The organism is Streptomyces sp. NBRC 110028, assembly GCF_001417735.1.
Taxonomy (GTDB): domain Bacteria; phylum Actinomycetota; class Actinomycetes; order Streptomycetales; family Streptomycetaceae; genus Streptomyces.
Map to the genome: position 1 here is coordinate 166,020 of NZ_BBUZ01000022.1, position 25,217 is coordinate 191,236.

Below are 25,217 nucleotides of genomic sequence, written 5' to 3' on the forward strand. Positions count from 1 at the left end.
CAGGACGATAGAAAGGGCGTATGCCCCAGCCTTCATCCGCCTCCGAGTCCGATGCCGAGGCGATGGTCACCGCCCTGCTGACCGCGTCCCGGCTGCTCGTCGCCGTTTCCGCCCGGTCGTTGGCCGCGGTGGAGGAAACCCTGACGCTGCCGCAGTTCCGGATGCTGGTCGTCCTCGACGGCCGGGGGCCGTTGAGCCTGTCCGGGCTGGCCGGGGAGCTGGGGGTGCAGCCGTCGACCGCGATGCGCATGATCGACCGCCTGGTCGCGGCGGGCATGGCCGCGCGGGGTGTCTCCGCCGAGGACCGGCGCGCCAGTGTGATTTCCCTCACCAGGGACGGCAGGCGGGTCGTGAGCGAGGCCACCGGCAGGCGGCGGCGGGAGATCGCGCGCATTGTCGATGAGATGCCGCCCGGCAAGCGACGCCATCTCATCGAAGCGTTGCGGGCGTTCACGGAAGCGGGCGGCGAGCCGTCGGTCGAGGGGGGACCGCAGGCGCACGCGACCTGGTGACCACCCGGGGGCGGCTTCAGCGCGCACAGGGCACCCCCGGTATCCGTTCCTCACTGCTGACCCGACGGGTGTCACCTGTGCACCACACCCATTCTTTTGCATAATGCAAATATGGGTAGCGAAACGATCGGTCTCCGGCGAACGCCCTCTCTTCCCGCGCGAGCGGGCACCCGGCTGCTGAGCGGCGTACCGCAGGGGCAGGGAAGGGTGATCGCGCTCGCGCTGGTGGTGGGCTGTGGCGCCGGGCTGGGGGCGATCGCCTTCCGGTGGCTGATCCAGACCTTCACCCGGCTGCTGTCGGGCCACGCCGACTACTCCGCCGCCGGACACGCCGCCCACCCGGGCCTGCCATGGCTCGGCCCATGGTTCGTGGTGCTGGCCCCGGTGGTCGGCGGCCTGCTGTACGGGCCGCTGGTGCAGCGCTTCGCCAAGGAGGCGCGCGGACACGGCGTACCGGAGGTGATGTACGCGGTCGCCCATCGCGGGGGCCGGATCGCCCCGCAGGTCGCGGTGGTCAAGGCACTGGCCTCGGCCCTGTGCATGGGGTCGGGCGGCTCGGTGGGCCGGGAGGGACCGATCGTGCAGATCGGTTCGGCGCTGGGCTCGACCGTGGGGGGCGTGCTGCGGATGCCGGAGGACCGCAGGCGGCTGCTGGTCGCGTGCGGTGCGGCCGGTGGGATCGCCGCCACCTTCAACGCCCCGCTGGCCGGGGTGTTCTTCGCCATGGAGCTGATCCTGCGGGACTTCGCCGTGGAGTCCTTCGGCGCCGTGGTCCTCTCCAGCGTCACCGCCAGCGTCATCGGCCGGGCGGCGCTGGGGAACGAGGCGTTCCTGACGCTGCCCGCCTTCCACGTCGGACATCCCGCGCAGTATCTGCTGTTCGCGCTGCTCGGGGCGGTCGCGGGCGCGGTCGGCGTGGCGTTCACCCGGGTGCTCTACCTGATCGAGGACGCCTGCGACTGGGCCTGGCGCGGCCCGGAGTGGCTGCGCCCGGCCGTCGGCGGACTGCTGCTGGGCGGACTGCTGCTGGCGCTGCCCCAGATGTACGGGGTGGGCTACCCGGTCCTGGAGAACGCCATCAAGGGCAGGTACGCCGTCGGCCTGCTGCTGGTCCTGCTGGTCGGCAAGATCGTCGCGACCAGTCTGACCATCGGCATCGGCGGTTCGGGCGGGGTGTTCGCCCCCAGCCTCTTTCTCGGCGCGATGACCGGGACCGCGTTCGGTGTCACCGCCCACCAGCTCCTGCCCGGCGCCACAGGAGCGGTGGGCGCCTACGGGCTCGTCGGCATGGGTGCGGCCTTCGCCGGCTCGGCCCGCGCCCCGATCACCGCGGTGATCGTGCTGTTCGAGCTGACCGGCGAGTACTCCATCATCCTGCCGATGATGCTCGCCATCGTCCTGGCCACCCTGACCAGCCGCCTGCTGTCGCGCGACACCATCTACACCCTCAAGCTCCGCCGCCGCGGCATCGACCTGGACAGCGCGCGGCTCACCTCCCCGCTGTCCGGCGCGACCGTCCACGACGTGATGGAGGACCTCCCCACCGCCCTCCCCGGAACGCTGCCGCTGACGGACACCGCCGACACCCTCGCCCGCTCCGGGCACGGTGTCCTCCCCGTCACCGGCCGGGACGGGCGGTATCTGGGCGTGGTCACCGCACGCGCCGTGGCCGAAGCGCTCACCGAGCCCGACCCCGCCCTCGACGCGCCCGCCACCCCATGCACCGTTGCCGACCTCGCCGAGCGGCCTCAGACGGTGACCGCCGGCATGCCACTGTCCGGGGCGTTGCACACGCTGGTCGCCGCCGACGGCGCCGGGGTTCCCGTCCTGGGCGCGGAGCACGGCGAGCCGGTCGGCTGGCTCACCCACCAGACCGTCCTGAGCGCCCTCCACACCCCCGCGCACCCGGCCTCGCCGGCGGCCCCCTGACCTGGGGCCCCTGACCTGGGCTCGGCGGCGTTTACGCGCCGGGGCTCAACCGCCGCGCGGGGCGTTCGTCGGGGAGGACCCGGACGAAGGGGATGTGGGCGCGTCCGATGCGGTCGTAGTCCTCGGCGCTGCCGTCGGGCTCCAGGCCGCACATGCGCATCAGGCCGCGGGCCAGGCGCGGATGGCGCAGGGCGTAGGCGGCCAACAGGCGCCCGGACTCCTCCGGGCCCAGCGGCTCGGCGACCGCGGATGTCCGGCGCCGTCCGACCTGGACGGTGACGTGAGGGGTGCGCTGGATGTTGCGGTACCACTGCGCTCCCGGGCCGAACCCGGAGGCGAGGTGATAGGCGCCGGTCTCCGGATCACGGCCGGTCACCTCCAGGACGGTCTGCCGCGGCAGACCACTGGTGCGTCCCGTCCGCCAAGCGAAGCCGGATCTCCTGCTGGCCGAGTCGCTGCGCTGGGGGGTGTCCCGGCTTGCGTCGCGGCTTCGCGCCGAGCAGCCGGGAAGCGGCCGGGCGCTGACGCGACTGGCCGCTTCGGTGCTGGCGAACCTTCGGCACAGCGGCGCGTTGACGCCCTCCGAACTGGCCGATCACCGCCACGGCCCCGGTTCTGGCCCCACTGGCGGGGGGAGCCCTGCTGCTCGTGGTGTCCTGGCGTTACGTCTTCGCGGCGCTCGCCCTCGTCGGTCTGCTCCTCGTCCTGGGCGTACTGCGCTGGGTCCCGGAATCCCGTCCGCCACATGCGCGCCTGACCGGAGGGCTGATCGGCAGCCTTCGCACCATCGGCCAGGTGGCCGCCCGGCGCACCGTCATCGCCCCGGTGCTCACCCTGGCCTTCGGCGGGGCGGCGGTCTTCGCCTATATCGCCGGGACCACCTTCGTCTTCCAGGACATCCACCACCTCGCCCCGAGCCTCGCCGGCCTCGTCTACGGCGTCAATGCCCTCGGCAACATGGCCGGCAGTCCGGCCTTCGGACGGCTGGCCACACGCTGGTCCGCCGAAACCCTGCTCATCGGCAGTGCCGTACTGGCGATGGCGGGCCCAGCGGCCCTGCTGCTCGTCCAAGTGACCGTCGGCAGCACCCTGTCCGTGACATGGCTGTGCCTTTCGCTCTCCCTCACCGCGTTCGGGGTCTTCTTCCCCGCGGTGGTCACCATCGCCCAAAGCCGCGGGCGCACGGCGCCCGGGGCCACCTCCGCCCTCCTGGGCGGCGGCCAGTTCCTCCTCGGCGCGGCCGCCTCCCCGCTGGTCGGGCTGTTCGGCACCCACAGCCCCGCGCCGATGGCAGCAGTCATGGCCGTCTGCCTCGCCCTGGCCACCCTCGCAGCCAAGCCACCCGGTTGACCCACCAGCCCTGACCCGAGCGAAAGCGGAGGCGGGCTGAGGCGCATCGATTCGCCCCAGCCCCTTCACCGTCAGGCTTCCCGCGCCGGCCGTGGCCGGGAGAGGGCCTTGTCGCGCGCCGCACGCACCCTCGCGTCGATGCCCTCCGCGACCTCTTGTTGCCTCTGGCGGAGGAAAAACCACGTTACCCAGCCCCGGCATGGGCCCCCAGGCAGGGCCTCCAGGGGCAATGGCGCGCTCTCACCGTCGGCCCCGCATGCGGCCTTGCCCCGGACAGGCCGGTGGTTTCCTGCGGCCTGCCGTCCGCCACCGCATCCCTGATCAGCTGGTGGTCGTCAAGGCTGCGTGCGCGGCGGTGAGGATCTCCTCGGAGAGCGGGGAGTCCTTGGTGGCCCGGGCCAGGACCAGTGCGCCGAGCATGGTGCACAGCCGGGTGATGCCGTCCTGGTCCTCGGTGGCGAGCCACTCGGCGAACTCTCCCACTCCCTCGGTGTAGACGCGGCGGGCCTCGCGATCTCCGGGTTCGCGCGCCATGTCGGCGGCGAGCGCGGCAGCGGGACACCCGTCTGCCGCGCTGTCGCGGTGCTCGATGGACAGGTAGCTGTCGATCAGCTCCCGCTGAGCGGCGCCGCGCTGCCCGCCGTGCCGCTTGAGGCCTTCGTCGCGGAGCCGGGTGAGCCCGTCGAACGCGTGGGCGGTGGCTTCGTCGACGAGCGCCTCTTTGGAGACGAACTGCTTGTAGAAGCCGCCGTGGGTCAGACCGGCCGCCTTCATCAGGTCGGTGACGCTGACCTGGGTTCCCTGTTCCCGGAACAGCCGGGAGGCGGTTTCCACGACCCGCCTGCGGTTCTCCTCCGCCTGCGCCTTCGATACGCGGCCCATCAGCCAGCCACCTCCCGATTGGATGCCGGTTGACATCTATCCTAGGGGAGGTTTTAGATTGTCGTCATCATCTAATGAGTGTGGGCCGGGTCGAACGGCCCCGCATCGCTGGGAGCACACATGGAACTGACGAACGCGGTCGCGGTGGTCACCGGCGCCAACCGGGGACTGGGCCGCCACCTGGCCGTCCAGCTCGTGGAGCGCGGAGCGAAGGTCTACGCGGCGGCCCGCCGCCCCGAGACGGTGGATCTTCCGGGCGTCACCCCGCTGCGGTTGGACGTGACGGACGAGGAGTCGATCCGGGCCGCGGCCCGCACCGCATCCGACGTGACACTGCTGGTGAACAACGCGGGCATCTCCACCGCCACGCCGCTGGTCGCGGGCGGCCTGGACGCGGTGCGCCTGGAGATGGAGACGAACTTCTTCGGCCCGCTCGCCGTGACACGGGCGTTCACCCCGGTCATCGAGGGCAACGGCGGCGGCGCCGTGCTCAACGTCCTGTCCGTGCTGTCCTGGCTGCACCCGGCCGGCCTCGGGTCCTACGCGGCGGCCAAGGCCGCGGCATGGGCGCTGACCGACGCGGCCCGGGAGGAGCTGGCACCCCGCGGCATCACCGTCTCGGCACTGCACGTCGGATACATGGACACCGACATGGCCGCGGGCGTTCCCGCCGACCAGAAGGCCGACCCCGCCGAGGTCGCCGCGCAGGCCCTGCACGGCATCGAGACGGGCCTGCCCGAGATCCTCGCCGATGAGACCACCCGGTACGTCAAGCAGACCCTGGCCGCTTCGCCGAACGCGGCCTGAGGCGCCCCGCCACGCCCCTCCTCCCATCGATCCTCGATCTTGAGCAAGGACACCTGATGCGTTACACGACCTTCGGGAACCGCACTGGGCTGCGCGTGTCCGAGTACGCGCTCGGCACGGCGAACTTCGGCACCGGCTGGGGCGCCGGCGCCGAGCCGGACGAGGCGCGCCGGATCTTCGACCGGTTCGCCGAAGCCGGGGGCACTTTCCTCGACACCGCGGACACCTACCAGTTCGGCGAGTCGGAAGAGCTGACGGGCACGTTCATCTCTGCCGATCGGGACCACTTCGTCCTGGCCACCAAGTTCACTCTCGGAGCCGCTCCTCGGCCGGGCATCTCCGCCACGGGCAACAGCCGCAAGAACATGGTCGCCTCGGTGGAGTCCAGTCTGAAGCGCCTGGGCACCGACTACATCGACCTGCTCTGGGTGCACTTCCCCGACCAGCTCACCCCCATGGAGGAGATCCTGCGGGGGCTGGACGATCTGGTGAGTTCCGGCAAGATCCATCACGCCGCCCTGTCCAACTTCCCCGCCTGGCGGGTCTCCCGCGCCGTGACCCTCGCGGACCTGAGGAACTGGTCGCCCATCGTGGGCATCCAGAACGAATACAGCCTCGTCGAGCGAACCGCCGACCGCGAACTGCTGCCGATGGCCGAGAGCCTCGGACTCGGCGCCGCCCTGTGGTCCCCGCTCGGCGGCGGACTGCTCACCGGAAAGTACCGGCTCAGCACCGAGGGGCGGCTGAGTGACCTGGGGGCGGTCATCCACACGGAGAGCACCGGCCAGAAGACCGCCGTCGTCGACACCGTCCTGGCCATCGCGGAGGAGATCGGCGTGACGCCCGCCCAGGTGTCGGTGGCCTGGGTGCGGGAGCGGGCCGCCCGGTCCGCGACCTCACTCGTCCCGATCATCGGGCCGCGCAACCTCACCCAGCTCGACGGCTACCTGGGCGCCCTCGACGTCCAGCTGGACCCCGAGCAGTTCGCCCGCCTCTCGGACATCAGCGCGGTGCCGCTCGGCGTTCCTCACGAGGCGATCGCCGCATCCCTGGACGGCATCCAGGGCGGCGACTCCAGCCGCGTCATCGCCCCAGCTCACACCGCGGCCTGACACACGAAGGCATGAACGAGACGGAGACGACGATGAAGACGTTCATGGTCGAGCGGTACGGCGACGGGGTGCGCGCCGGTGAAAGGCCCGACCCACGGGTGGGCGCGGACGATGTCCTGGTCCGGGTTCACGCGGCGAGCGTCAACCCGCTCGATCTCAAGCTCCGTGACGGGGACTTCAAGGCGATCCTGCCGTACCGTCTCCCGCTCATCCTGGGCAACGACCTCGCCGGGGTGGTCGTCCGGGTGGGATCGGCCGTCACGGGATTCGCGGTGGGCGATGAGGTCTACGCGCGGCCCGGCAAGGACCGCATCGGCACGTTCGCCGAACTCATCGCCGTCCACCAGGACGACGTGGCGATCAAACCGGCCACGCTCACCATGACCGAGGCCGCGTCCCTTCCCTTGGCCGCCCTGACCTCATGGCAGGCGCTGGTCGAGCGGGCACAGGTACGGCCAGGGCAGAAGATCTTGATCCACGCGGGCTCCGGCGGCGTCGGCACCATCGCCATCCAGCTGGCCAAACACCTGGGCGCCCACGTGGCCACCACCGCGAGCACGGCCAAGGTCGACCTGGTCAAGCAGCTGGGCGCGGACATCGTCGTCGACTACAAGAAGCAGGCTTTCGAGACGGTCCTCGACGGCTACGACGTCGTCCTGGACACCCTCGGCGGTGAGACGCTGGAGAAGTCCCTGCGGGTACTCAAACCCGGTGGGAAGGTCATCGGCATCGCAGGCCCTCCCGACGCGGCCTTCGCCCGTGAGCTGGGCGCGAACGCGTTCCTCCGGCTGGCGATGAGCGCGCTGAGCTTCACCACCCGGCGCCGCGCCAAGCGCCGAGGCGTGACGTACTCGTTCCTGTTCATGAAGGCCAGCGGCGACCAGCTGCGCGAACTCACCCCGCTCATCGACGCCGGGAAGATCCGCCCCGTCGTCGATTGTGTCTTCCCGTTCGAGGAGACCCGGGAGGCCATGGCGTACGTCGAGGGGGGACGCGCCAAGGCCGGCAAGGTCGTCGTCACGATGACATGAGCGGATGTCTCCCGACCGGCAAGGTCATCGCCAGGCGCCGCAGGTCAGGCTTGCGCAGGAGGGTCTTCAACTGCTGCTCTTCAAAGTCGAGTGAGCGGCCCTGGCTGGACGACGTCTGAAGGGATGCCCCTCAGCGGGTGCGGGCACGTCGCTCACCCCCGTGTCCGCGTCGGCGGAGGAACTCCAGGGCCCCCGAAAAGTCCCTCATGCCGGAAAGGTGCGCCGTACCGCGGCTTGCAACGCCGCGTGTTCGAAACCTGACAGGGCCCACATGCCCCACGTCTCCGGATTCCGGACCGATGCGTATTGCGTTGGAGCGCACTCCAACTCCTAGGTTCGGCCGCATGCGATACATCAAACTCGGAACGACCGGACTGGAAGTCTCCGCCATCACCCTCGGCTGCATGAGCTTCGGCGAGCCGGAGCGGGGCGGCGAGCCCTGGTCGCTGGGTGCGGACGCCAGCCGGGACATCATCAAGCAGGCCCTCGAGTGCGGCGTCAACTTCCTCGACACGGCCAACGGGTACAGCGCCGGAAGCAGCGAGGAGATCGTCGGCCAGGCGGTCAAGGACTTCACCCGGCGCGAGGAGGTCGTTCTCGCCACCAAGGTCTGGATGCGGATGCGACCCGGCCCGAACGGCGCCGGGCTGTCCCGCAAGGCGATCTTCGCCGAGCTCGACGCCTCCCTGAAGCGACTGGGGACCGACTACATCGACCTGTACCAGATCCACCGCTGGGACTACGACACCCCGATCGAGGAAACCCTCGAGGCGCTGCACGACGCGGTCAAGTCCGGGAAGGTCCGCTACATCGGAGCCTCTTCGATGTACGCCTGGCAGTTCGCCAAGGCCCTGTACCTGGCTGACCTGAACGGCTGGACCCGGTTCGTGTCGATGCAGGACCACTACAACCTCATCCACCGGGAAGCAGAGCGGGAGATGCTCCCGCTCTGCGCCGACCAGGGCATCGGCGTGATTCCGTGGAGCCCGCTGGCGCGGGGCAGGCTGACGCGGGCCCGGGACACCGCCACGGCGCGTGCCGCAACCGACGCGGGCGACAAGATCCTCTACCGCGACGAGGACCAGGCGGTGGCCGAGCGCGTCCACGAGATCGCGGGCAAGCGGGGTCTGTCCCCGGCCCAGGTCGCCCTGGCCTGGGTCATGCGCAACCCGGCGGTGACCTCGCCCATCATCGGGGTCACCAAGCCGGCCCAGCTGGCCGACGCGGTCGCCGCGGTGGACGTCGAACTCGACGAAGACGAGGCCGCCTACTTGGAGGAGCCCTACCAGCCGCACGAGGCCGCCTACCTGGCGGAGTCCTTCTACAAGCAGCAGCCTGTGGCGGGCTCCCGGTAGTCCGGGCTGCCGCCGGGCCTTCGACGAGTCCTTGGCCTCGGCCTTCACAGCCCTGCGGTCGGCCCGGCGGTGCTTGCGGGCGGTCGCGCGCAGCCGCATGATCCGCGCGCTGCCCGCCGGCGCGGTGAGCAGGATGCCCCCACCGCGGCCGGCAGCGGGCGACGGGAGTGATCCGCGTAAGTCAGCGGCCCGACTGGGCAGTGGTGCGGATCGAGGCTGAGAACCTGACGGACTGGGCGGTCGAGCGGGGTTTCTCCGGCGGCCCTGTGTTCGACCACCGCGGTGAGGCAGTGACCGGGATTGTCGCCCTGCGCGACAACCACCGCGGCGGGCACCTGCTCCCGATCTCCTACCCGCGCGCCCCTTTACGCCCGTCGCTCTTCAACAGAGGATCACTTCGCGCGGGCAGCGCGTCGGAGGACCGGCCGCTCGTGCGCAGCCGCTCGACCAGGAGGGGCAGTCCGACGACGACGATCAACCACACCTGCACGTAGAGCCTGTCGCCCTCCATCGCCAGCGGGTGGGCCGCGGCCGTCAGCAGGCCCGTGCCGCCCACGGCGATCAGGCACAGCGCGATGGGCACCGACCGGCTCATCGCGCCCCAGACGCCCAACGCCAGGAGGAAGAGCAGGGAGGGAGCCAATGCCTCTCTCTGCAGCCACTGCCACCAGTAGTTGACATCGAGCCGGACCAGCAGCCGCCATGGGTGCGTGACTTCGGAGTACGTCCAGTGGAGGGAGAAGGTGTCCTGGAGCGAGGCCTCCAAGCCGGGCAACCGGAGCGCCCTGCTCATCGCGAAGGCGGCCAGGGACTCGAAGAGCGAGACGATGAGCAGGCAGTGCGTGCCCTTGTGCCGGGCCTGTGGGACGAACATCAGCGCCAGCGCACTCGCCGCCACCAGGCATGGCGCCACCAGGGCGAAGCTTGAGTACTTGACCGCGAAACCCAGCGCGAAGGCCCCCACGGACAGCAGAGCCCCCGCGGTCCACCGCCCCTGGTACAGCCACACCGCGGCGAGCAGCATGGCCACCATGAGGGCAAGGACCGGGCCTTCGGTCATGGGACGGCTGCCCCACAGCCCTATGGGCGTGACGTAGTACAGGCACTGACCGAGCCATGCCACCGAAGGCGGTGCGCGCAGCGCGCGCAAGAGGACCAGGACCAGCAGCCCTCCGAACGCGGTGAAAGCCAGGGCAACGGCCGTCAGCCCCGCCTTGGCCCCCAGGAGCCGGACGAACGGCGCGGCCAGCAGTGGATAGGCGGGACGCGCGTGAAAGAGCGCCTCGTACCGCGGATCGCTGGGGTTGAGCCCCTTCGCATACTGAGTCAGGCACTCCTGGAACTCCTGGCGGCGCACCGGGGCCCGGAACTGGATCTGGTGCAGCATGCGGTTTCGCTGGAGCATGGCCGCGGTGTCCGCGCAGTAGGCCCGCAGCGCCTTGTCCTGGGCTTCCCGGTGAGGGGCGCCCAAGAACTCGTACGCCGAGCGGGCGTAGCGGTATGAGTCATTGGCGAAGCGCGTGCCCGGATAGGCGAAGACGTGCAAGAGCACGAAGACGACGACCGTCAGTAACGGGACGATCCTGTGTATTCGACCCATGACGCCCACCCTAAACGCACACAAAAAGGGCAACATCTTCGGATCGTCCACCAGGGTCTTCCGGCCCGCGCCGGGTCTGCCTTTCTCGTCACCCGCTCCGCCCTGCCGCTTGGCGAGCAGGGGGCGGCGGCGTCCGGGCCAGGTCGTGTTCGAGGGCGTCCAGGGCGCGTCGGGCTGCCGTGATGCGCTCGATCAGCAGGCGTTGGTCCTCCGGGCCGGGAGGGGTCCGCGGGCCTGGCGCGGGCTCCTCCTTCTCCATCTCGCGGGCTTCGTCGAGGGATGTGATGACCACGCCGATGAGGACGTTCACCAGGACGAACGAGGCGAGCAGGACGTAGGAGGCGTAGTAGGCGATGCTCCAACGGGAGATCTCCAGGCCCGCGTGCACCGCCTCGCCGATGCCGTCCAGGGTCATCAGCAGGAACAGGGTGAGGACGGCGCGGCCGATGGAACCGTAGTGCCCCGGGTCCTGGCTGCCGAAGAAGACCCAGCCCACCATCGCGTACACGTACAGCAGCAGGGCGCCCACGAGCAGGAAGCTGAGCGTGCCGGGCAGGCTGCGGGCGACCGCGGCCAGGACGATGCGGAGCTGCGGCAGGAAGCGGGCCGTGCGCAGCACGCGGGCAAGCCGCAGCAGCCGCAGCACGGTGGCGTTCTCGCGTACGACGGGAAGGAAGGCACACAGGACCACGGAGAGGTCGAAGAGGTTCCACGGGTCCTTCCAGAAGTCGGCCGGGCGGTTGGCGTGCACGCCCAGGCGCAGCAGGATCTCGGCGGTGAACGCGGCCAGGCAGGCGTGCTCGGCGAGCCGCAGCCACCGATGCCACTCCTCGACCAGGCCGGAGTAGGTCTCCACGCCCAGCAGCGCCGCGTTGAGCAGGATGACGGCGAAGACGGTCAGGACGAACCAGCGGGCTTCGGTGATGCCGCGGCAGCGGCGTGCCAGCTCCTGCCGGGCGGGCAGGGGCGGCACGGCGGTCGTCTGGTCTTGCTGCTCCGGCATCCTGCTGCCCTGCTCCTCGGCTCATACGGCATGTCGCGGCCAACCCGGCTGGAAGGAGACCTTGTTGGGCGATGACTCTTCGGGAGAGACTTCTACAGCACTGTAGATTGCCATGCGGAGGGCAGACCCGATGTTCGGCTTGAGTGAACTGGCCGTGTTTCTCGTCGTCGCCACCGTGCTCCTCGGGATCAAGAAGCTGCCCGAGCTGACGCGTTCGGCGGGCAAGGCGGCCCGCATCTTCCGGAGCGAGGCCAAGACGCTCACCGAGCGGGACTCCCAGGGCGCGCGCCCCGGCCGCGTGGTTTCCGGCACCGTCGTCGACCGGGACGGACCCTCCCCGCGTTCCTGAGGCATCGGGAGCGCTGCCGTCGCGCCGCCCGCAGGTCAGGCTGTTAATTGCGCAACCCTTAAACTGTCGGCATGGAGACGACCGGCATGACGGAATGGGAGACCGCGGTGCTCGCCGGAGGGCCCGTGGACGGGCTGCGGATGAAGGTCGCCGGCCGCCCGCGCGTGATCCAGGTGACGCATCCCTGTGAGATGGAGGCCGCGCCGCACGGCGTGCGCGCGGAGGCGGTGTACGTCTACCGCCGCCACCACGACGTGACCAGCGAACCGCTGCGGTACGGCTTCGACATCGCCAGCCCCTGACGCGCCCGGCAGGCGCGCGAGGGATCAGTGGGCCTGGTCGCCCCGGGCGGCCGGGCGTGCCGCCGCCGCTTCCCCGGGCGCGGTTTCCCCGGGCGCGGCTTCCCCGGGAACGGCCCGGACGGCCGGAGGCGCCGATTCGGCCTGCGCGGCGCCGTCGCCGTCGTCCTTCATGGCCTTGGCCTCGCTCTTGAGGATGCGCATCGACCTGCCCAGCCCGCGGGCGGCGTCGGGCAGCTTCTTCGAGCCGAACAGCACGATGATCATGATGGCCACGATCAGCAGGTGCCAGGGCTCCAGTCCGTTGCGGAGCATTCCGTCCCGCCCTTCTCTGCAATCTTTGCTACATTGCGCAACTGTACAACTATGCGATGGGGTCAGGCGTCCCCTCCGTATGAGCCGGACGGATGAGGGCCCACGGATGACCACCACCAGCGAGCAGGCCACCCCCTCCCGCCGTCGGCGCCGGGCGGAACCGCCCCGTCGCGGCAGGGCGAGTGGCAGCCGCGGGGCACAGCGCCGCACACGCCGCCCGCTGCGGACGGCGCTGCTCATCGTCCTGGCGGTGGCGGTGCTCGGGACGGCCGGTCTGGGCTGGCTCTACCTGAAGCTGAACGGCGACATCGATGTCTTCGACGGGGACGGCCTGTCCAAGAATCGCCCCGAGGCCGGTTCGTCCAAGGGCACGAACGTCCTGGTCATCGGCTCGGACGCGCGGACCGGCGGGAACAACGCACTGGGCGGTGGCAGCAAGGACGACATAGGCCGCTCCGACACCGCGTTCCTGCTGCACGTCTACGCCGACCACGAACACGCGATCGCGGTGTCCATACCCCGCGACATGCTCGTCACCATCCCGTCGTGCAAGCTTCCCGACGGCACCTGGACCGAGCCTCAGAGCGACACGATGTTCAACGCGGCCTTCTCGGTCGGGCAGACGGAGAAGGGCAACCCGGCCTGCACCCAGAACACGGTGGAGGAGCTCACCGGCCTGCGCGTCGACCACACGGTGGTCGTCGACTTCAAGGGGTTCGCCAGCCTCACGGACGTGGTGGGCGGGGTGAAGGTGTGCCTGCCGGGCGACGTCTACGAGAAGGATCTCAGCCCCCATCGCACCACCCGCGGCAGCCTGCTCTTCAAGAAGGGCGAGCAGAACGTCTCGGGGCAGAGGGCCCTGGACTACGTCCGCCTCCGGCACGGCATCGGCGACGGCTCCGACATAGGGCGGATCAAGCGCCAGCAGGCGTTCGTCTCCAGCCTCCTCAAGAAGATCAAGAGCGACGGGTTCACGCCGACGAAACTGCTGCCGCTCGCCGACGCCGCCACCAAGTCCATGACGGTCGACCCGGGCCTGGGCTCGGCGCAGAAGCTGATCTCGTTCGCGATGTCGCTCAAGGACGTCGACCTGCACAACACCAAGTTCGTCACCCTCCCCTGGCGCTACCAGGGCTCGCGCGTCGCGCTCCGCGAGCCGGACGCGTCCGACCTGTGGGCCGCCCTCAAGGCCGACCGCACCGTCGACGGGCACGACGCCAGCGGCAAGAAGCGCACCGGCGCGGCGTCCGCCTCCGCGTCGCCGAGCCCCGGCGAGAACGTCTCCGGGGACGGCATCGATGTCGCGGTCTACAACGGCACGACCACCGGCGGCCTGGCGTCCACGGCCGCCGCCACCCTCACCGACCACGGCTTCACGGTCACCGGCACGGCCAACGCGAGCAGCCAAGAGCACGCTGCCACGGTCGTCCAGTACGGCGCGGGTCGGCAGAGCCAGGCCGAGACGGTGGCCAAGCTCTTCCCCGGCGCCCGGCTGGAGTCGATCGGCGGATCAGGCATCAACGTGGTCGTGGGTGCTTCCTACGCCGACAAGAGTCCTTCGGCGACGTCGACCGCCGTCCCCGGCTCCGTGGCGGACGACGCCCGCTCCGCCGACGACGACCCGTGCTCCGACCTGTCGTACGGGGCCGGTGGCTGACGCCTCAGAGCGGCATCCCGCTTTCCGCACACCGTCGCTCGTGACGCGCCCTGGCCGCCAGGAGAGCGGCGGCGTACAGCACCAGGACCGCGGCGAGAAGCGGGTAGTACACGCCCGGCAGGGCGGTCAGGCCGAGCAGCGGGCCGAGCGGTGAGGGCGGCAGCAGCAGGCCGATGACGGCCAGCGCCGCCGCGGCGCAGGCGATCGGGCCTGGTCCGCGCCCCTCGGCGCCGCGGCGGCCGACGCGCAGGAGCAGCATCACGAGAGCCTGGGTGAGCAGGTTCTCGGTGAACCAGCCCGAGTGGAACACCGCCTTGTCGTCCCCCGTGCCCGGTCCGTGCAGGGCGAGCGCGAGGACGCCGAAGGTGGCGAGGTCGGCGACGGCGTTGAGCATCCCGAACCCGGTGATGAACCGCAGCAGGTCGCGCGGGCGCAGCACGGTCGGGCGGCGCAGCACCGAGGGGTGCGGGCGGTCGTGGGCGAAGGCGAGCTGGGCCGCGTCGAAACACAGGTTCTGGGTCAGGACCTGGGTCGGCAGCATCGGCAGGAAGGGCAGGAGCAGCCCCGCGGCGAGCATCGCGATGACGTTGCCGAGGTTCGAGGACAGCGTGACGCGCAGATACGTGGCGATGTTGCCGCTCGCGTGCCGACCCGCGCCGATGGCGTGCGCGATCGCGGTGAGGTCCTTGTCGGCGAGCACCACGTCGGCGCCCTCGCGGGCCACGTCGGCGGCGTTGCGCGGGGCGATGCCGACGTCGGCGGTGCGCAGGGCGGGCAGGTCGTTCACACCGTCGCCGAGGAAGCCCACGGTGTGCCCGGCGGCCCGCAGGGCCCGCGCGACGCGGGCCTTGTGCTCGGGGGTGCAGCGCGCGAAGACGGTCGTGCGGACGGCGAGGTCGCGGAGTTCGGCGTCGGTGAGGCCGTCGAGGCGATCGGCGGTGAGCACCCCTTCGCCGGTGACGGGAATGCCGAGGTCGCGGCAGGCTCGGACGGCGGTGCCCGGGTGGTCGCCCGTGAGGATCTTGACGCCGACGCCCTGGTCGTCAAGGACTTCCAGCGCGTCGGCGGCGGTGGGAGCGAGCGCGTCCCGCAGGGTGATCAGGCCGCGGAAGCCGAGGCCGCGTTCGTCGGCCGGGGTGTAGTCACGAGCGCGCGCCGGGCGCTCGGCGGTGGCGACCGCCAGGACGCGCAGACCGTCCTCGGCCTGCTGGTCGGCGAGGCCGCGGAGCCGTTCGCGCTCGTTCTCGGCCAGGGCGCAGCGCTGGAGGACGGCCTCGACGTCCCCCTTGACGACCAGGGTGTGGCTGCCGAGGCGGCCGGGGGTGCGGACGACGGCGGTGGCGAGGCGGCGGAGCGGGTCGAAGGGGAGGGCCGCCGTCCCGTCGTACGCCATGAGCGCGTCCTCGTCGGCCGCGTCCAGGATCGCCTCGTCGAGGGCGTCGGGTGCCGGGAGATCGGCGAGCTGCAAGGTCCACCAGGCGTTCACGGCGGCCCAGTGCAGGACCTCGGGGTCGTCCCGGCCGTCCGGGCCGAGCGAGCGGTGGACGACCGACCGGTCCTGGGTGAGGGTGCCGGTCTTGTCCAGACACAGCACGTCCACGGCGCCGATGTCGTGCAACGCGGGCAGCCGCTTGACGATCACCCCGTGGGCCCGGGCCAGGAGCGACGCGCCGCGGGCCAGGCACGTGGTGACGAGGACCGGCAGCATCTCGGGCGTCAGCCCGACCGCCACCGCCACCGCGAACGGCAGCGTCTCCAGACCGCGCCCGCGCACCGCCGCGTTGGCCATGAGGACCAGGGGCGGCGTGAGCAGCATGAACCGGATCAGGGCCCAGGAAATGCCGTGCACGGAACGGTCGAAGTCGCTCGTCTCCCGCCGACCCGCGGAGCGGCCGTATGCGGCGGCGAACCGCGTGTGCGCGGCGGTCGCGGTGACGAGCGCGACGGCGCTGCCGGAGGCGACGCTGCTGCCCTGGAAACACATCTGCGGCTGCTCGAACACGTCGCGGCCGGTCCCGCGAGGAAGGTCGTCCGCGCACTTCGCGACGGGGGCCGATTCTCCCGTCAGCGCGGCCTGGTGCACGGTCAGGCCGCTCGCCCGCAGCAGCCGTACGTCCGCCAGCACGAGGTCGCCCGGGCCGAGGCGCACCACGTCGCCGGGTACCAGCTCGTCCACCGGGACCTCGCGGGCGGTCGGCGCGCCGTCCCCGTCGGTGCGCCGCAGCACGGTGGCGGTGGTGGCGACCAGCTCGCGCAGCGCGACCATGGACCGGTCGGCCCGATGCTCCCCGGAAGCCCTCAGTACGCAGCTCACCACGACGAGCAGGAGGATCACCGAGGCGGTGCCCCAGGCGAAGACGGCCGCCGAGACCAGCCCGAGGCACCCGAGCACCGCCGTGAACGGGTCGCGCAGGCTGCGGACGAACAGCCGCGGCCACGAGGGGTCGTGCCGGTCCGGAAGCGTGTTCTCCCCGAACCGGGCCAGGCGCTCCTCGGCCTGCGCTTCCGTCAGGCCGCGCGGACCGCTGTCGAGCCGGCGCAGCACCTCGAGCACGGTCGGCGCGGAGGATCCCGCACGGGATCCGTCGACGGCGCCCTGGTCACCCCCGGGCGCCGACGCGGCCCCGGGGGCCCCGGGAGCGGCCCCGGGAACGGGGTGCTCGGCGGCGTCCTGCTCCGAAGCCGGGGCAGTCTCAGCCACCGGTCCCGCGCAGTCGGCTCACCGGTGCGGAGGCTTGCTGCGAGCGCGCGGTGAGCTGCCCGACCATCACGCGCACCACGGTCACGATGTCGGGGTCGTCGACGTAATAGACCTGCCGTCGGCCCTCACGGCGGGAGCGCACCAGCCCGGCGAGCTTCAGCTTGGCCAGGTGCTGGCTGACCGCGGGCAGCGCACCGCCCACCCGGTCGGCGAGGTGGGACACATCGCTCTCGCCCTGGGACAGGGTCCACATCAGGTGCAGCCGGGCCGACGAGGCGAGCAGCCCGAAGGCGGCGGCCGCCTCCGCCAGAACCTCGGCGGACGGGTCCGCGTAGCCCCCCACGTTCTCCGCCACAGTCTCTCCGTCCCGCCCACATCACAGCCGACGCCCATGCGCCGACCAAAGTGTAGGCGTCCGGCCTCGGCGTCCGTGCGCCCGGAACCGTTCGTCCGTACACAGAGTGAGACTCAGATCACCTGCCGTCAACAATGAATCGTCATATGCCGCTTCACTTCAGCATGGAGGAAGGCGCAGCAATGAAGATCACTTTGCGTTCCGGTGGCGTGATATCCGCGGTCGGCGTGGGACTGTCCCTCGCGGTGGTGCCGACCGGACCGGCCAGTGCCGCCCCGGAGATCCAGGTGCGGTGCAACGACATCCCCGGCCTGATCGGCGCGATCAACGACGCCAACACCAGCGGTGGCCGGATCAGGCCGGCGTCGCGCTGTACGTAGACGCTGACCGCCCCCGACAATCCGGACGACGGCCTTCCGGAGATCACCGGCGATGTGACCCTCTCCGGCCGCGACACCACCATCCGCCGCGACCCGGACGCGACGGACGCCTTCCGCATCTTCCACGTGGTGAACGGCGGCACCCTCACCCTGAAGTCGCTCACGGTCAGCGGCGGCGTCAGCCTGAACTTCGGCGGCGGCATCGCGAACGAGGGCGGCACGCTGAACCTGGACGACTCGACCGTCAAGGGCAATCACGCCGTCACCGGTGGCGGCATCGAAAACGACGGCGGAGAGCTCAGCCTCGACCGCACCACCGTCGAGCGCAACAGCGCGGCCGGCTTCGGCGCCGGAATCAACAACGACGCAAACGGCACGATGACGATGAAGGGCGGGTCCCTGCTCAACAACCGGGCGGTCACCAGCAATGGCGGCGGGCTGGAGAACAGAGTGGGCACCGCGACCCTGGAGTCCGTGTCCATCAGGGGCAACTCCGCCATTTTCGGCGGCGGTCTCCGCAACGTCAACGGCTCCACCCTGAGCCTGACGTCGACCACGGTCAGGGACAACATCGCCGAGAGGGGCGCGGGTCCGGCGAACAACGCCAGCACCGCCACCCTGGTCAGAAGCCTGGTCACGCGGAACATCGCGATCACCGCCGGTGGCGGCATCTACATCGAGGGGGACGCCGACACCACGCCGACCAACACCAGGGTCGTCAACAACAGGCCGGACAACTGCGCGCCCGAGGGCAGTGTCCCCGGCTGTACCAACCCCACCACCACCGTCGCCCCGCCGGCGTCGCGGGACTCCCTCCCGCCCGACGCCGATGCCGACCTCGAACAGCCCAAGTGAGCCAACGGGGCTGAAACACACCACCTGCCCCATGAACAAGGCCCGGATCACCGACCCGGGCCTTGTTCCGTGCCCTATGCTTCTACACGCGTGTAGAAATACGGCATCACGCGCGCACTCCCCCATTCTCCACACTCGCGCCCCGGGAGGGCAGGCATGGCTTCCATCGACCTCGACACGGTGCTGGACAAGGCATGGGCCGACAAGGAGTTGGCGGAAATTCTCGCCGCTCCCGTATCGGCGCTCAAGGGCGTCTCCGACCGGCAGGGCGGCCTGCTGGAGGAGGCGTTCGGGATCAAGACGGTCAAGGATCTGGCCGATTTGAAGTTCGCCCGCTGGGCCTCGGCCCTGGCCGCGCTCGACACCACCAGCAAGTAACCACAGGCACATACGCACAGAAGGAGTGGACGCCACCATGGTGTTCAAACGACTGCTCGGCTCACTCGGCGTCGGCGGGCCCACCGTGGACACCGTGCTGGACGCGGGGCCCGTACGTCCCGGTGGACCACTGAGCGGGCAGGTCCACCTTCAGGGCGGCAAGGCGGATTTCGAGATCGAGGCCATCACTCTCGATCTCGTCGCCCGGGTCGAGGCCGAGCACGGGGACGAGGAGCGCGAAGGCGTCGTCGTCTTCGACCACTTCACGGTGGGCGGCGGCTTCCGGCTCGGCGAGGGCGAACAGCGCAGCCTGCCGTTCACCATCCACCTGCCGTGGGAGACGCCGGTCACCGAGCTGTACGGGCAGCCGCTGGGCATCGTACTCGGGGTGCGCACCGGGCTGGAGGTGGCGGGCGCGAAGGACAAGGGCGATCTGGACCAGCTGACGGTGGGTCCGCTGCCCGTCCAGGAAGCGATCCTGGAGGCGCTGGGGCAGCTCGGCTTCGGCTTCAAGTCCGCCGATCTGGAGCTGGGTCACATCGGCGGTACGGAGCAGCGGCTGCCGTTCTACCAGGAGATCGAGCTGACGCCCGCCCCGCAGTACGCCCACGCCCTGGGCGAGCTGGAGGTGACCTTCCTCGCGAACCCCGGCGGTCTGGACGTCGTCCTGGAGGCCGACAAGCGCGGCGGACTCTTCTCCGGGGGGCACGACGCCCTCGCCCGCTTCACCGTCGGACACGACGGCGTCGAGCACCGCGACTGGAACGCGGAGGTGGACGCCTGGGTTCGCCAGCTCGTCGAGCACCACGGCTCGCACGGGTCGCACGGGTCCTATGGGTCCCACGGGTCCCATGGCCACGAGGGGACCTATGACCACGGACACCACGGCCACGGCCACGGCGAGCGGCGGTCCGGCCCCAGCACCGGGGCCATCGTCGGCGGTGTCGCGGCGGGCGTCGCGGTCGGCGTCGTCGGCGGCATGGTCGCGGCGGAGGTCGTCGACGAGATCGGCGACGCCTTCGAGGACGAAGAAGAGGACTGAACCCCTCGACCCGCGGCCACTCTGTTAACTTCTACAGTGTTGTAGAAACAAGCCTGGGCCGGAGCGTGTCCGGCCCAGGCCCTGACGACACGTTCGGAGTTGGTCATGGCCCTGTGGGACCGCATCAAGGAATCCGCATCGACGATGCAGAGCCAGCTGCTCGCCAAGAAGAACGACCTCAAGAGCGGCGCGTTCCGCGACGCCAGCATGGCGATGTGCGCCCTGGTGGCGGCGGCGGACGGCTCGATCGACCCGTCCGAGCGGCAGCGCGTCGCCCAGCTGATCGCCACCAACGAGGTGTTGCAGAACTTCCCCGCCGACGAACTGCGGTCGCGGTTCGACGACTACCTCGACAAGCTCACGGCGGACTTCGACTTCGGCAAGGTCAGCGTCCTCCAGGAGGTGGCCAAGGCGAAGAAGAAGCCCGCCGAGGCGCGCGCCGTCATCCAGATCGGCATCGTCATCGGCGGCGCCGACGGCGACTTCGACAAGACCGAGCGGGCCGTGGTCCGCGAAGCCTGCTTCACCCTGGACCTGGACCCCGCCGAATTCGACGTGTAGGCCGCATGCGGCGTGCGGAGCGCGGCCGCCCCATGGGGCCCGTCACAGCGGGGTCGCGGACTGGAGGACCCGGAACAGGGCGATCGCCGCGTTAGCCGAGGACAGCGCGGACGCGGCCGATCCACCGGCGGCGACCCAGGCGGCCACGCCCGCGGCCGTGGCCGCGGGCGGCCAGTGGCGGGCGGACGGCACCGGACCCAGCAGCGCGGCCACGCGGCGCGGTACGGGTCCGGGCGCGGCGAACCCGGCCAGCGTCGGGGCGGGGGTGCCGCGGGAGACCAGCGCGGCCTTGCCGACCGCCCGGGCCACGACCTTGCGGTCCGCCACCACGCCCGCCGCCTCCTCGTCCGCCCACCGCTCGGCGCAGTAGGCGACCGCTTCCCGCAGCGGGCGCAGCAGGGGGTTCGCCCGCGCCGCCAACTGGGCGGCCAGCAGATAGCGGTGGTGCCGTCCGGCGAGATGGGCCTGCTCGTGGGCGATCAGGGCGCGCCGCTCGGAGGCGTTCAGGCAGGCGAGCATCGCGGTGGAGACGACGATCCGGCCGGGCCTGCCGGACGTGGCGGGCAGCGCGTACGCGTACGCCTCGCCGTCGGGGAGGGTGGTGACCGGCTCGTCGGGCAGCCCGGCGACCGCGTCCTGGGCGAGCCGCCGCGCCCGGCGGTGCCGCCGCACCGTACCGGCGCATCCGACGGCCACGGAGACGAGCGCGACGATGGCCGCCTTCCCGGCCACCTCGTCGAACGGCACCGCGGCCCGCACCTCGGGGTCCGACCAGCCGTCCGGCAGCGGGTTGCCCGGCAGCTGGGCCGTGCCGACGACCACCAGCAGCGCCAGGCACAGCGTGGAGGACACCGCGAGGACGCCCCCCACCAGCGACAACAGGCGGGTGGCGCTGCGCGGATGGAGATAGTGCTCGGCAAGCCGCGTGATCGGCAGTGCCGTTAAGGGCAGGACAAGGGGGAGAAAGACGAACACACCCAACGCGCTCAGTCTCCCTCCGCTTCGTTCAACACGTCGCTCAACAGGTCACGCAGCAGCCGCTCGTCGTCGGCCGTGAGACCCGTCACGAAGCTGGCCAGCACCGCGCCCCGGTCGCCCTGGCCGTCCAGGACCCGGCGCATGCGCAGCGCCGCGAGTCCCGCCTCGTCCGACTGCGCCTGCCATACGAACGACCGGCCCACCCGCTCCCGGGTCACGGCCTGCTTCGCCTGGAGCCGGGACAGGATGGTCATGACGGTGGTGTAGGCGAGGTCGCCCTCCAGCCGCTCCTGCACCCAGGCGGCCGTCACCGGGCCCTCCGCCTGCTGGAGCACGGCCAGCACCTGCGCCTCCAGCTCGCCCTGTCCGCGACGGCGCGGGTGCGGGTCGCCCTTGCCCTGGTCTCCGCCCCGGTCTTCGTCCGGGTCTCTGTCCTGGTCTCTCAACGCCATCTCCCTCCGGCACACCGCTCACAACCAGCCGTCTGGTGACGGTACAGGGTCGCCGATCCCCCTCCGCCCATCCACTTACTTCTACAGTGCTGTAGATTTTCTCTCGTCCGCACCCGATCCCTTCAGGAGGATGTCGTGGGAGTTTCCCTGTCCAAAGGCGGCAACGTCTCGCTCAGCAAGGAGGCGCCGGGCCTGACCGCGGTCCTGGTCGGCCTGGGCTGGGACGTACGGACGACCACCGGCGCCGACTACGACCTCGACGCCAGCGCGCTGCTGTGCGACGAGGCCGGGAAGGTCGTGTCCGACCGGCACTTCGTCTTCTACAACAACCTCACCAGCCCCGACGGCTCGGTCGAGCACACCGGCGACAACCTCACCGGTGAGGGCGAGGGCGACGACGAGTCGATCAAGGTGAACCTGGCGTCGGTGCCCGCCGAGGTCGCCCGGATCGTCTTCCCCGTCTCCATCCACGACGCCCAGAGCCGTGGCCAGAGCTTCGGCCAGGTCCGGAACGCCTTCATCCGGGTGGTCAACCAGGCCGACAACGCCGAACTCGCCCGCTACGACCTCAGCGAGGACGCCGCGAGCGAGACCGCGATGGTCTTCGGCGAGCTGTACCGCCACGGCGCGGAATGGAAGTTCCGCGCGGTCGGCCAGGGGTACGCCTCGGGCCTGGCGGGCATCGCCTCCGACTTCGGCGTCAACCTCTGACCACCGACATGGACGGCACCGCGCCCGCGTTACGGCCGGAGGACGAACCCGACTTCGAGCGGGTGCTGCGGCAGGCGCTGCACACCCCGGAGATCCGCGCCGCCCTGCGGCGGCACGGCGGCTCCGCCGGGGGCGCGGCGGCCGAGCGGCTACGGGCCCGGGCGCGCGCCGAGCGCCCGGCCATCACCGCGGCCGCCGCCCCCGAGTACGGCGCCTACCTGCGACTGCGCGCGACGGGAGCACCCGACGTGCGTACCGGCCGGGCGCCGTCCGCCGCGGCGGGCGTGCGCGGGCTGCTGCCCGTGTTCGCGGTCCTGGTGCCCGTGCTGGCGGCGGCCGCGACCGCCGTCTTCCTGCTCCTCGGCTACGTCCTGGGGCTCGGCCGCTCGGGGCGCGAGCTGGGCGACGCGCTGCTGACCGCGGGACAGACCGCCGCCGTGATCACGGCGGTGACGACGGCGGGCGGGGTGACCTGGCTGCTCATCACCGCCGCCCGCCACCGCACCCCGGCACCCGGCCCGGGCGGTGGCGCCCCGGGCGCGGGCGCTGGCGGGGCGGCCGAGGCCCACGAAACGTGGCGGCGGGCCCTCCTCGAACGCGGCGTCCTGCCCTTCCTGCGCGAGCAGCTCCAGCAGGCCGCCGCTCCGCGCCCCCGCCCACGTCTCGGCTACACCAGCCCGGACTACGCGGGCCCCGAATACACCGGCCCCGGCTTCACCGGGCCGACGCCCCCATCCCAGGCTTGAGAAGAGGAAGCACATGACCGTGAATCTGGCCAAGGGCCAGCAGATCAGCCTGAGCAAGTCCGACGGCGGCGCGCTCAGCGCGGTGCGCATGGGCCTGGGCTGGCAGGCCGCGCCCCGCAAGGGCTTCTTCGCGCGGATGACCGCCCGCGACATCGACCTCGACGCCTCGGCGGTGCTGTTCGCCGGGCGGCAGCCGGTCGACGTGGTCTTCTTCCAGCATCTGAGCAGCGACGACGGCTCCGTACGCCACACCGGCGACAACCTCGTCGGCGGCACCGGACAGGGCGGGGACGACGAGTCGATCCTGATCGACCTGGAGCGGGTCCCGGCCCAGGTCGACCAGATCTTCTTCACCGTGAACTCCTTCACCGGACAGACCTTCGAGCAGGTGGAGAACGCCTTCTGCCGCCTGGTCGACGAGACCAACGGCCAGGAGATGGCCCGCTACACGCTCAGCGGCGGCGGCCCCTACACCGCCCAGATCATGGCCAAGGTCCACCGCTCGGGCGGCGCCTGGCAGATGTCGGCGATCGGCGAGCCCGCCGCCGGACAGACCTTCCAGGACCTGCTGCCCACCATCGCCGTGCACCTCTGACCGGGCTCTCAGTCGGGCAGGTGGCGGGGGCCGCGGCGGGTCTGTTCCAGCCATTGCGGGGCCGGTTCGGCGTCGCCGTAGGCGTCGTGCCAGTTCCACCAGTCGTACGGCGGGGTCTGGGGGTAGCCCTCGGGGGAGTTCTCCCAGGTCTCCTGCCGTCCGAGGGCCGTCATGTCGAGGTAGCTCCAGGTGTTGCCCAGCGCCTCGTCGCCGCGGGCGTTGATGAAGTAGGTGCGGAACACGCGGTCGCCGTCGCGGATGAAGGCGTTCGTACCGTGCCACTCGTCCACGTCGAAGTCGGCGTCGAAGTCGTCGGTGATCGTGTACCAGGGCATCGTCCAGCCCATCCGCGCCTTCACCGCCTCGATGTTCCGCTGGGGCGCGCGCGAGGCGAAGACCAGGGTGGTGTCGCGGGCGTTCAGATGGGCGAGGTCGCCGACGTGGTCGGCCACCATGGAGCAGCCGCGGCAGGCGTGGTCGGGCCAGCCGAAGACGCCGGGCTCGAAGAAGGCGCGGTAGACGATCAGCTGACGGCGTCCCGCGAAGAGGTCGAGCAGGCCGACCGTGCCCTCGGGGCCCCAGGCCAGTGGCCTGGGGCTGTGCTTCGCGCGACGGCGCGCCTACGTGCCGCCGACCGCCTTGTCCCGGCCGCCCCGCCGATGATGTGTCCTCAGGACGTCGTCCCTGTCAGCAGTCCCAGTGAGGTGAGCACCAGGAAGGTGGCGCTCCAGGCCATGCCGTGGCGTATGCAGCGGTATTTGGTCGACACCGTTCGGGACAGCGTCATGAACTGGCTCAAGTCGCGGTCCATCGGGTCGGTCCGGCGCACCGCGGCCGCCATGAGGCGGACCGAGGCGGTTTCCGCCGCGTCCCCGAAGTAGTGCGCGCGCAGCCGTCGTGGCTTTCCCGGGCGGGGCGTCACCGCCAGTCCGAGCATGACCAGGGACGGAACCCACGCCGCGCAGCCCGACCAGAAAAGCAGCCGGGGAACCGTGGGGTAGTCCTGGGGGGTGATGCCTCCACCGCTGAGCGCTCCCAGAAGCGCGGTCAGCGCGACCCCGAGGGCCGTGAGCATGAGGCCCGCCTTGCCGTCCGCCTTCAGCAGTTCCTCCCGGGTCTCGGTGATCAGCACACGGACGAGTTGTCCGCCATTGCCGGTGTCCCCGTCTCCCCTGCGCGTGGGCATGCTTCTCCCTCCGCCAGCGCCCAGCGGCTGCTCCGGGGCGGTATGTCCCCGGGGCAGCCGTCGTGCTCCTGATGTT

29 protein-coding genes are annotated in these 25,217 nt (G+C 71.2%); 18 read left to right on the top strand and 11 right to left on the bottom strand.

The genetic code is table 11. The features are described from left to right. Positions 1-20: 20 nt before the first annotated feature. Positions 21-512 (top strand): MarR family winged helix-turn-helix transcriptional regulator, encoded by a 492-nt coding sequence (locus tag ASC60_RS00870; protein ID WP_055545673.1) that lies wholly within the window; start codon positions 21-23, stop codon positions 510-512. Positions 513-722: 210 nt separating this feature from the next. Next, the gene (locus tag ASC60_RS00875) at positions 723-2,441 is read left to right on the top strand and encodes a chloride channel protein (RefSeq protein ID WP_055547059.1); all 1,719 of its coding nucleotides are present in this window, start codon (positions 723-725) and stop codon (positions 2,439-2,441) included. A 31-nt stretch (positions 2,442-2,472) separates the two neighbouring features. Here ASC60_RS00875 and ASC60_RS43660 read toward each other — a convergent pair whose 3' ends face one another. Then, positions 2,473-3,006: a nitroreductase family deazaflavin-dependent oxidoreductase gene (locus tag ASC60_RS43660; protein WP_079038077.1), complete on the bottom strand. Its 534-nt coding sequence runs from the start codon at positions 3,004-3,006 to the stop codon at positions 2,473-2,475. An 83-nt stretch (positions 3,007-3,089) separates the two neighbouring features. Here ASC60_RS43660 and ASC60_RS00885 point away from each other — a divergent pair, with 83 nt between their 5' ends. Next, positions 3,090-3,791, top strand: coding sequence for an MFS transporter (locus ASC60_RS00885; RefSeq protein WP_055545677.1), 702 nt, complete (start codon positions 3,090-3,092; stop codon positions 3,789-3,791). 321 nt (positions 3,792-4,112) lie between these two features. Here ASC60_RS00885 and ASC60_RS00890 read toward each other — a convergent pair whose 3' ends face one another. Next, positions 4,113-4,673, bottom strand: a complete 561-nt coding sequence (locus tag ASC60_RS00890; RefSeq protein WP_055545679.1) for a TetR/AcrR family transcriptional regulator — start codon at positions 4,671-4,673, stop codon at positions 4,113-4,115. A 120-nt stretch (positions 4,674-4,793) separates the two neighbouring features. On the opposite strand from ASC60_RS00890, the gene ASC60_RS00895 reads away from it, so the two are divergent. The 4 genes from ASC60_RS00895 to ASC60_RS00910 all read left to right on the top strand — a co-directional run bounded on the left by ASC60_RS00895 (position 4,794) and on the right by ASC60_RS00910 (position 8,978). Continuing rightward, the gene (locus ASC60_RS00895) at positions 4,794-5,480 is read left to right on the top strand and encodes an SDR family oxidoreductase (protein WP_055545681.1); all 687 of its coding nucleotides are present in this window, start codon (positions 4,794-4,796) and stop codon (positions 5,478-5,480) included. A 56-nt stretch (positions 5,481-5,536) separates the two neighbouring features. Further along, positions 5,537-6,592, top strand: coding sequence for an aldo/keto reductase (locus ASC60_RS00900; RefSeq protein ID WP_055545683.1), 1,056 nt, complete (start codon positions 5,537-5,539; stop codon positions 6,590-6,592). Positions 6,593-6,624: 32 nt separating this feature from the next. Beyond that, a complete protein-coding gene (locus ASC60_RS00905) occupies positions 6,625-7,623 on the top strand; it encodes an NADP-dependent oxidoreductase (protein WP_055547061.1) in 999 nt (332 codons plus the stop codon). 344 nt (positions 7,624-7,967) lie between these two features. Further along, positions 7,968-8,978 (top strand): aldo/keto reductase, encoded by a 1,011-nt coding sequence (locus tag ASC60_RS00910; RefSeq protein ID WP_055545685.1) that lies wholly within the window; start codon positions 7,968-7,970, stop codon positions 8,976-8,978. Positions 8,979-9,327: 349 nt separating this feature from the next. Here the strand turns inward: ASC60_RS00910 and ASC60_RS00915 are convergent, their stop codons facing one another. Then, positions 9,328-10,578: a hypothetical protein gene (locus tag ASC60_RS00915; RefSeq protein ID WP_159043188.1), complete on the bottom strand. Its 1,251-nt coding sequence runs from the start codon at positions 10,576-10,578 to the stop codon at positions 9,328-9,330. A gap of 88 nt (positions 10,579-10,666) precedes the next feature. After that, complete coding sequence (locus ASC60_RS00920) at positions 10,667-11,581, bottom strand: ion transporter (protein WP_055545689.1); 915 nt, start codon at positions 11,579-11,581, stop codon at positions 10,667-10,669. Positions 11,582-11,693: 112 nt separating this feature from the next. Here ASC60_RS00920 and ASC60_RS00925 point away from each other — a divergent pair, with 112 nt between their 5' ends. Together ASC60_RS00925 and ASC60_RS00930 are read left to right on the top strand one after the other, a co-directional pair. Beyond that, positions 11,694-11,930 carry a twin-arginine translocase TatA/TatE family subunit gene (locus ASC60_RS00925; protein ID WP_370592848.1) on the top strand — a complete coding sequence of 79 codons (237 nt, stop codon included), beginning with the start codon at positions 11,694-11,696 and terminating at the stop codon, positions 11,928-11,930. 71 nt (positions 11,931-12,001) lie between these two features. Then, a complete protein-coding gene (locus tag ASC60_RS00930; protein WP_199830834.1) occupies positions 12,002-12,232 on the top strand; it encodes a hypothetical protein in 231 nt (76 codons plus the stop codon). Positions 12,233-12,256: 24 nt separating this feature from the next. Here the strand turns inward: ASC60_RS00930 and tatA are convergent, their stop codons facing one another. Next, complete coding sequence (gene tatA / locus ASC60_RS00935) at positions 12,257-12,544, bottom strand: Sec-independent protein translocase subunit TatA (protein ID WP_055545696.1); 288 nt, start codon at positions 12,542-12,544, stop codon at positions 12,257-12,259. A gap of 106 nt (positions 12,545-12,650) precedes the next feature. On the opposite strand from tatA, the gene ASC60_RS00940 reads away from it, so the two are divergent. Further along, the gene (locus ASC60_RS00940; RefSeq protein ID WP_055545698.1) at positions 12,651-14,201 is read left to right on the top strand and encodes an LCP family protein; all 1,551 of its coding nucleotides are present in this window, start codon (positions 12,651-12,653) and stop codon (positions 14,199-14,201) included. Between the two features lie 4 nt (positions 14,202-14,205). Here ASC60_RS00940 and mgtA read toward each other — a convergent pair whose 3' ends face one another. Both mgtA and ASC60_RS00950 read right to left on the bottom strand, forming a co-directional pair. Further along, on the bottom strand, positions 14,206-16,902 hold the full coding sequence (mgtA, locus tag ASC60_RS00945; protein WP_079038079.1) for a magnesium-translocating P-type ATPase: 2,697 nt from the start codon (positions 16,900-16,902) through the stop codon (positions 14,206-14,208). Then, positions 16,895-17,257, bottom strand: a complete 363-nt coding sequence (locus tag ASC60_RS00950) for a metalloregulator ArsR/SmtB family transcription factor (protein ID WP_055545700.1) — start codon at positions 17,255-17,257, stop codon at positions 16,895-16,897. Before ASC60_RS00950 ends, mgtA begins: the two co-directional genes overlap by 8 nt. A 182-nt stretch (positions 17,258-17,439) precedes the next feature. Between ASC60_RS00950 and ASC60_RS00955 the strand changes: the two genes are divergently transcribed. The 5 genes from ASC60_RS00955 (at position 17,440) to ASC60_RS00975 (ending at position 20,473) form a co-directional block, all read left to right on the top strand. Further along, positions 17,440-17,637 carry a hypothetical protein gene (locus ASC60_RS00955; RefSeq protein ID WP_055545702.1) on the top strand — a complete coding sequence of 66 codons (198 nt, stop codon included), beginning with the start codon at positions 17,440-17,442 and terminating at the stop codon, positions 17,635-17,637. Positions 17,638-17,691: 54 nt separating this feature from the next. Then, a complete protein-coding gene (locus ASC60_RS00960) occupies positions 17,692-18,492 on the top strand; it encodes a hypothetical protein (protein WP_055545704.1) in 801 nt (266 codons plus the stop codon). A 156-nt stretch (positions 18,493-18,648) separates the two neighbouring features. Further along, positions 18,649-18,870, top strand: coding sequence for a hypothetical protein (locus ASC60_RS00965; RefSeq protein ID WP_055545706.1), 222 nt, complete (start codon positions 18,649-18,651; stop codon positions 18,868-18,870). 37 nt (positions 18,871-18,907) lie between these two features. Beyond that, a complete protein-coding gene (locus tag ASC60_RS00970) occupies positions 18,908-19,912 on the top strand; it encodes a sporulation protein (RefSeq protein ID WP_055545708.1) in 1,005 nt (334 codons plus the stop codon). Positions 19,913-20,017: 105 nt separating this feature from the next. After that, positions 20,018-20,473, top strand: coding sequence for a tellurite resistance TerB family protein (locus ASC60_RS00975; protein WP_055545710.1), 456 nt, complete (start codon positions 20,018-20,020; stop codon positions 20,471-20,473). A 42-nt stretch (positions 20,474-20,515) separates the two neighbouring features. On the opposite strand, the gene ASC60_RS00980 is transcribed toward ASC60_RS00975, so the two are convergent. Beyond that, entirely contained in the window at positions 20,516-21,454 is a 939-nt protein-coding gene (locus ASC60_RS00980; RefSeq protein ID WP_055545712.1) for a M56 family metallopeptidase, read from the bottom strand. Positions 21,455-21,459: 5 nt separating this feature from the next. Beyond that, positions 21,460-21,897: a BlaI/MecI/CopY family transcriptional regulator gene (locus ASC60_RS00985; RefSeq protein WP_370592851.1), complete on the bottom strand. Its 438-nt coding sequence runs from the start codon at positions 21,895-21,897 to the stop codon at positions 21,460-21,462. A 141-nt stretch (positions 21,898-22,038) separates the two neighbouring features. Between ASC60_RS00985 and ASC60_RS00990 the strand changes: the two genes are divergently transcribed. The 3 genes from ASC60_RS00990 to ASC60_RS01000 are packed head-to-tail and all read left to right on the top strand — an operon-like array spanning position 22,039 to position 23,955. Further along, positions 22,039-22,614 (top strand): TerD family protein, encoded by a 576-nt coding sequence (locus ASC60_RS00990; RefSeq protein WP_055545714.1) that lies wholly within the window; start codon positions 22,039-22,041, stop codon positions 22,612-22,614. Between the two features lie 8 nt (positions 22,615-22,622). Continuing rightward, complete coding sequence (locus ASC60_RS00995) at positions 22,623-23,360, top strand: hypothetical protein (protein WP_055545716.1); 738 nt, start codon at positions 22,623-22,625, stop codon at positions 23,358-23,360. A gap of 13 nt (positions 23,361-23,373) precedes the next feature. Then, on the top strand, positions 23,374-23,955 hold the full coding sequence (locus ASC60_RS01000) for a TerD family protein (protein ID WP_055545718.1): 582 nt from the start codon (positions 23,374-23,376) through the stop codon (positions 23,953-23,955). Between the two features lie 8 nt (positions 23,956-23,963). On the opposite strand, the gene ASC60_RS01005 is transcribed toward ASC60_RS01000, so the two are convergent. Further along, entirely contained in the window at positions 23,964-24,542 is a 579-nt protein-coding gene (locus ASC60_RS01005; RefSeq protein ID WP_079038080.1) for a DUF899 family protein, read from the bottom strand. A gap of 83 nt (positions 24,543-24,625) precedes the next feature. After that, positions 24,626-25,141, bottom strand: coding sequence for a Pycsar system effector family protein (locus ASC60_RS01010; protein WP_055545719.1), 516 nt, complete (start codon positions 25,139-25,141; stop codon positions 24,626-24,628). Positions 25,142-25,217 lie beyond the last annotated feature (76 nt).